This is a genomic window from Okeania sp. SIO3B5, from assembly GCF_010692555.1.
GTDB lineage: Bacteria > Cyanobacteriota > Cyanobacteriia > Cyanobacteriales > Microcoleaceae > Okeania.
This window is the reverse complement of the sequence record NZ_JAAHHG010000531.1, coordinates 1-6,843: the sequence shown is the minus strand read 5'-3', so window position 1 is coordinate 6,843 and position 6,843 is coordinate 1. Positions and strand designations below refer to the sequence as shown.

The window sequence follows — 6,843 nt, the reverse complement described above, 5'->3', positions numbered from 1 at the left end:
ACCCTCCGGGAGATTTTGCCTCACTAAATCAGCCGTAATAAAGGAATAAGGGAACGAGGAAACCTCTCTAAGACACCTAAGAATATAGGTCGAGAACTTAGGAAGCCATTCAAGGTCAATCTGCACAAAAGTTGCAGGTTTTAGGGAGAGTAGGATTGGGTAAGAAGCATTAATTTGCAGACGTATCTACTGTTAGACGTAATGTAAGGCAATGAATAGTAATGAATAAAGCTCAGACACTGAAAAGAAAGTTAGGGAATCCTAAAGCATTTTTAAGCGTAGCAAGGGATACAGAGGATATACCCTCACAAATTTCAATCAATCCTAACCTTAAATGGAAGGATATTAATTGGAAGAAGGTAGAGAAATCTGTATTTCGATTACAAAAATTGATATACATTGCATCCAGCCGTGGCGAACTCCGCAAGATGCACAGATACCAAAAACTTCTTTTAAAGAGTTACTACGCAAGGTTGCTAGCTGTTAGACGCGTGACACAGGATAACCAGGGAAAGAAAACTGCAGGAATAGATGGAATCAAAAACCTGACACCCATACAGAGATTTAACTTGGTGAACCTACTTTCATCACGCCATCTTAAAGCAAGCCCCACCCGCAGAGTCTGGATACCAAAACCGGGAAAGGATGAAAAGAGACCTCTTGGAATCCCTACTATGTACGACAGAGCGTTACAAGCCTTGGTTAAGTTAGGTATGGAACCAGAGTGGGAAGCGCGCTTTGAACCTAATAGTTATGGTTTTAGACCAGGACGGTCAACACATGATGCTATAGGAGCCATCTATGCCAGCATCAACAAAAAGCCTAAATATGTGCTAGATGCTGACATATCCAAATGTTTTGACCGAATTAACCATGATGCACTTCTAGGAAAGATTGGAAAATCCCCATATAGACGATTAATCAAACAATGGTTAAAGTCTGGGGTATTTGACAATAATCAATTCCTAGAATCTGTGGAAGGTACACCACAGGGAGGGGTAATAAGTCCCCAAAAGCGCAAACATCGCCTTACACGGTATGGAAGAAAGACTTAATGAATTTGCCAAGACCTTAGATATGAGGAATCGTAAAGGACAGCAAATAGGCTGGGAAAACAAAGTACGAAGTCTTTCCCTGATACGCTATGAGTCTCGACTTCGTAATCCTACACGAAGATATCAAAGTAGTGCTACAAGCAAAAGCCGTAATACAAGAATGGTTAAACCAGGTAGGATTAGAACTAAAACCAGAAAAAACTAAAATTGCCCACACCTTGGAAGAGTACGAGGGTAATAAACCCGGATTTGACTTTCTGGGATTCACAATCAGGCAATGGAAGATAAAGTCAACCAAACGGGGGTATAAAACGCTGATTAAACCATCTTCCAAAAGTATCAAAACTCATTATCGGAAGCTGGCGGATATATGTGATTCTCATAAAACCGTCCCTATTAAAGCTTTAATAGCCAAACTAAATCCGGTGATTAGAGGATGGGCTAACTACTTCTCGATTGTAGTCAGTAAGGAGATATACAGCAAAGTTGATGATCTCTTATGGAAAAGACTATGGAGATGGGCAAGCAGAAGGCACCCAAATAAGTCGGCCAAATGGGTAAAGAAAAAGTATTTCTCTCGCTACAAAGGAACCCGAAACTGGGAATTTAACGACGGCGAATATATACTAAACCTGCACTCGGATGTCCCCATTATAAGGCACGTCAAAGTAAAAGGTAATAAATCACCCTATGACGGCGACTGGACTTATTGGAGTAATAGAATCGGTAAATACCCAGGCGTAAGGAAAGAAGTCACAACGCTGTTGAAACGGCAAAAGAATAAATGCGCATCTTGTGGACTAACCTTTAGACCAACTGACCTAATGGAAGTTGACCATATAACACCAAGGTCTAAAGGTGGTGACAACACATATAATAACAAACAATTGTTGCACCGACATTGCCACGATACTAAAACTGCCTTAGATAAAAAGACATACACACAACCGAAGTTACAGGACTTGCCTGAAGGTTATTTATGGGTGGATGATATGTTGATATTAAGGAAGGGATGTACCCATGACAAGGGACGTTTAAGAGAGGAGCCGGATGAGGTGAAAGTCTCACGTCCGGTTCTGAAGACGAGTCGGGTAGGGTAACTTATATGGCTTAGTTTAACAAAAATTTACAGGAGCTAATCGATAATTTAATTGCCACAATAATTGAAACAAATGGTGTGGGAATTGCTGCTCCACAAGTTTCAAGTAGCGATCGCCTGTTTATAGTTGCATCGAGGCCCAATCTCAGATATCCGAATGCCCCAAAAATGGAGCCAGTGGCAATGATTAACCCTCAAATAATTTCTCATTCAGAAGATATGGTTAAGGGTTGGGAAGGTTGTTTAAGTGTGCCAGGAATTAGAGGTTTAGTGCCAAGATATAGAGTAGTAGAAGTTGAGTATATTAATCGAGAAGGACAACTAAAAAGACAAGAATTTACAGATTTTGTTGCTAGAATCTTCCAACATGAATACGATCATCTAGAAGGTATAGTATTTTTAGATCGTGTGGGGAGTACCCAGGATTTAATGACAGAAGATGAGTATCAGAAACAAATTTTGAATCAGTTGTCAACAGGGGTATAATTCATCTATTAATTTAGAGGATTTTTATCTGGGTCTTCAATAATTGATAATTGATAATGGATAATTGATAATTACCTCTCCCTAAAAGTAAACAGGATAAGCATTCAGCTATTAGCTGTCAGCTATCAGCAACAAGATTCTCTTCTTAAAGATAGTGTTTGAATTAATATAGACTTTAATGGCAAAGGAGCAAACTTTTGTAGTAAGAGAATTAATAAAGCTTTTATCTTAAACTAAAAGCAATAGCTGAAGTTCGCAGTTCCTCCGGAGGAGGCTAGCTGATTGCTGATGGCTGAATGCTTACGAAAGAGGATTGAATAAAAGGAAAATATTTTCTGGTTTCTTCTTTAAAGGAGAGGCTTTAAACCTTAATTATTCGGTAAATATAAACAGTTAACAAAAAGGAACATGGAGCACAGATTTTTTTGTCAAAAGCAAGAAAATATTATAGATTTACAAATCATTTGAAAAGACTATATAAACAAGATTTTTTTTATGAGAGAATCTGGAGAAGTTTAGTCATATTCAAAATATAGTTTTTCAAGTTTTTCGTAATTATAACTGTGCTAGTTGTAGTAAAAAATAGTAAATCAATTGAGTAAATAGTATGAGTATTAATCTCAGCAAAGGCGAAAGAATTAGTCTATCTAAAGAAGCGCCTGGAATGAAAACAGCCATAGCAGGTTTAGGATGGGATGTAAATGTTTCAGATACAGGTTCAGATTTTGACCTTGATGTTTCTGTATTTATGTTAGGAGCAAATGGTAAAATTCCTCAAGAGAAATATTTTGTCTTTTACAATAGCCTCAAATCTGCTGATGGTGCAGTTGAATCGATGGGAGATAGTCGTACAGGAAAAGGAGAAGGAGATGATGAGACTATCACTGTAGATTTATCAAAAGTTGATTCTGCCATTGAAGAAATTGTTTTTGTTGTGACTATATATGAAGCAGATAAAAGAAGACAAAACTTCGGACAAGTAAGAAATTCTTATATCAGAATTTATGATGGAGAAACTCAACAGGAAATAACTAAATATGAATTGGAAGAAGATTTTTCGAGGGAAACAGCTATAGAGTTTGGTAAATTGTATAAAAAAAGTGGTGAATGGAAATTTCAAGCTGTTGGAGAAGGCTATAACTCTGGTTTAGAAAGCTTTGTACAGAAATATGCTAATTGATTAAGTAATAAACTGTTTAGCAATTAATAATTCCTTAAAAGGAAGAAGATTTACTAAAAAGATTTTTTCTTTTTTTTCTCCTTGTTCGGGAAAAGCTTTAAAGCTTAATTATTCGATATAGCATTAGAAGGAAAAGGCGCGGACATATCAAAAACTTAACACTCAGACAAAGCAAGATTTTTTGCTTATTCGCTCCTTGCTTCTTCTTTCTTTATTGTGCGATGACAGTAAATTTTGAATTAGTATTTTGGCTTAGAGAGTAATTTTTCTGTAATCCAAAATCTCCAATCTGTAGTTTATTCTTGGAGAAGTTATTAATGGGTCAATAAATATTCTGCTTCTATAAAATTCGGTTAAGAATATAGTTGTAATTCTAGGCAGTAAAATTTGCTCAAACAATTGGGAAGCAAATCAATAAAAACTTCTCTAAATCAACTCAAAAAATCATCAAAGTTACAGATTGAGAGTAGGAGTCAGGAGGTAGAATAAATAAATGATATATCTTGACTTTCTGTCGCAGAAATTAGAGATACTAGATTAATTTATGTTGCTTTTCTAATTTTCATGTTGTTTTCTTAACTGTACATCTATCAATTATTCTGACCCTGAAAAATATTAATTATCACCTTAAAGAATTTTTGAAACTGTTTAGTCTATTTGTAAGCATTTCGCCATTAGCTGTTAGCTCTCAGCAATAAGACTATCCACTTAAGGAGAGTGTTTAAATTAATATAAGCTTTAAGGTTAAGGGAGCCAACTTTCATATTAAGGTTTAATTATAGCTCAATTAATTAACCTTTTATTGCACACCAAAAACAATAACTGATGGCTAATAGCTGAATGCTGAATGCTTACGTCTGTTTAGTTATATAAAGAGGGAAATAAATGTCTGTTAAACTTAGCAAAGGTCACAGAATTAATCTTTCTAAAGATGCGCCAGGTCTAGCAAAAGTAGGTATTGGTTTAGGTTGGGATGTTAATCCTACTGATACAGGTGTAGAATTTGACTTAGATGCTTCTGTATTTATGTTAGGAGATAATGGAAAAATTCCAGAGGATGAATACTTTGTTTTCTACAATAATTTAAAATCTCCAGATAGTTCTGTAAAGCATTGGGGAGATAACAGAACTGGAGAAGGGGAAGGGGATGATGAAACAATAGAAGTAGATTTAACTAATGTTAATTCTAGTATTCAAGAATTACTTTTTGTTGTGACTATCCACGATGCAGAAAAAAGAAGACAAAACTTTGGGCAAGTTAAAAATTCGTTTATTAGAATTTACAATTTGGAAACTCAAGAAGAAATAACTAAATATGAATTAGAAGAAGAATTTTCGAGAGAAACTGCAATAGAATTTGGTCGTCTCTATAAAAAAAATGATGAATGGAAATTTCAAGCTGTGGGAACAGGATATAACGCAGGTTTACAAACTTTTGTCGAGAAATATGTTTACTAATAACTATAGAGATTATGTTCAATTTTGGTTTAGCTATAGCTAAAATCCAAAACTTGGAAAATTAAAGTTTAAATAGCTGAGAGCTGACTACTAATAGCTGAATGCTTACGACCAGATTAACTAAATTGAAAATTTTCAGACTTTATAAAGGGTACGAAATACATGACTATTAACTTGGAAAAAGGACAAAGAATTGTACTTGATAAAAGTGAATACGATCTATCACGACTAACAATGGGTCTAGGATGGGATGTTGCTAAATCTGTAAGTGGTTTAGCTGGTTTATTCGGTAATAGACCTGATTTTGACCTTGATGCTTATGCAATTTTATTAGGAGAAAATGGCAAGGTAAAAAACTATAAAGAAGATGTAATTTATTATGGTCATTTAGAATCTAAAGATAAGACAGTAATTCATTCAGGAGATAATCTGACTGGAGAAGGGGATGGAGATGATGAACAAATAATTTTGAAACTTAATTCTATTGCTGAAAAATACCAAAAAATTATCCTAGCGGTAAGCATTTATCAAGCTAAAGAAAGAAAACAACAATTTGGGATGGTAGAAAATGCTTTTGTTCGAGCTGTTGATAATAAAGGAATAGAAATAGCAAAACACACATTATCTGGTAATGGCACTTATCAGGGCAAAATATCAATGTTAATGGGAGCAATTTACCGAGATAATGGACTTTGGAAATTTAGTGCTTTGGGCGATCCTCTCGATAGTGATATGAATGGTGTAGTCTCTTCATTTATGACATAATTTTTGCCATACTTACCCAATTTTAAAATAAACGAAGGCAGAGGGCAGAGAGCAGAAGGAATAATTAGGGTTTGCTGAAAAAGTCTTTTTCAGGAGTAGGGGAGTAGGGGAGTAGGGGAGTGAGGGAGATTAGAATAGTTAGGAGAAACAAGGAATGATAGAAAAGATAGCCGGAAAAATTGTTGATCGTGATTTTTCTGCTATTCCCCCTGTCTTTTATGCTAAGTTTTTGAGGGTTTTCAACATAAAACCAGGCACTTTTTTCGCTCTTTTAAAGGCTGAATCCTTTATCTGTCAATACTTTGATATTTAATCAGCAAGCCCTAATTAATTGGGGTATAATACCAAACAATTGTAGGCACTATGTAGACGGTGGTGTTTTATACCCTTTTTCTCTTCGGTCATGGGCAGCTATGCAGGAGTCAGAATTACCTTCTGTCTTCTGATTCCTGCCCTCTGCCTTTCCTGATAAAAAACCAGTATTTTTGAGAAGCTCAAATACTGGTTTTTTCAATAGGGTTTTAATATTAATCCGATTTCCGCAAATTATAGTAATTTCAAATAATAATCAAACACTTAGGCAAAAACCCTTGTCTCAATCTCAACTGAAATGACTAAATAGGGTTTGCGCTCAAAAGTCTTTTTGCGCTCGACAGGGAGTAGGGACCCACCCCTCGCCCCTCCCAGGAGGGGAGTAGGGAGTAGTGAAAACTCAAGAGGAATCAGAGGTTGTAGAAGACATACAAAGGAAAAATTATCCCAGGCCCAAGTCTACCCAATTCTTACCCAAATACTCAATT

At 35.7% G+C, this 6,843-nt stretch carries 4 protein-coding genes and 2 pseudogenes; all 6 read left to right on the top strand.

All coding sequences use genetic code 11. The features are described from left to right. Positions 1–221: 221 nt before the first annotated feature. The 6 genes and pseudogenes from ltrA to F6K54_RS37500 all read left to right on the top strand — a co-directional run bounded on the left by ltrA (position 222) and on the right by F6K54_RS37500 (position 6,356). Positions 222–2,155: pseudogene (gene ltrA, locus F6K54_RS37525) on the top strand (group II intron reverse transcriptase/maturase). A gap of 26 nt (positions 2,156–2,181) precedes the next feature. Then, a pseudogene (gene def, locus F6K54_RS37520) lies at positions 2,182–2,640 on the top strand (peptide deformylase); the annotation flags it as partial. 607 nt (positions 2,641–3,247) lie between these two features. Continuing rightward, on the top strand, positions 3,248–3,820 hold the full coding sequence (locus tag F6K54_RS37515; protein WP_293089086.1) for a TerD family protein: 573 nt from the start codon (positions 3,248–3,250) through the stop codon (positions 3,818–3,820). 885 nt (positions 3,821–4,705) lie between these two features. After that, the gene (locus F6K54_RS37510) at positions 4,706–5,278 is read left to right on the top strand and encodes a TerD family protein (protein ID WP_293089085.1); all 573 of its coding nucleotides are present in this window, start codon (positions 4,706–4,708) and stop codon (positions 5,276–5,278) included. Positions 5,279–5,440: 162 nt separating this feature from the next. Then, positions 5,441–6,043 carry a TerD family protein gene (locus F6K54_RS37505; RefSeq protein WP_293089084.1) on the top strand — a complete coding sequence of 201 codons (603 nt, stop codon included), beginning with the start codon at positions 5,441–5,443 and terminating at the stop codon, positions 6,041–6,043. Positions 6,044–6,197: 154 nt separating this feature from the next. Beyond that, positions 6,198–6,356 (top strand): hypothetical protein, encoded by a 159-nt coding sequence (locus tag F6K54_RS37500; RefSeq protein WP_293089083.1) that lies wholly within the window; start codon positions 6,198–6,200, stop codon positions 6,354–6,356. The last annotated feature ends 487 nt before the right edge of the window (positions 6,357–6,843 follow it).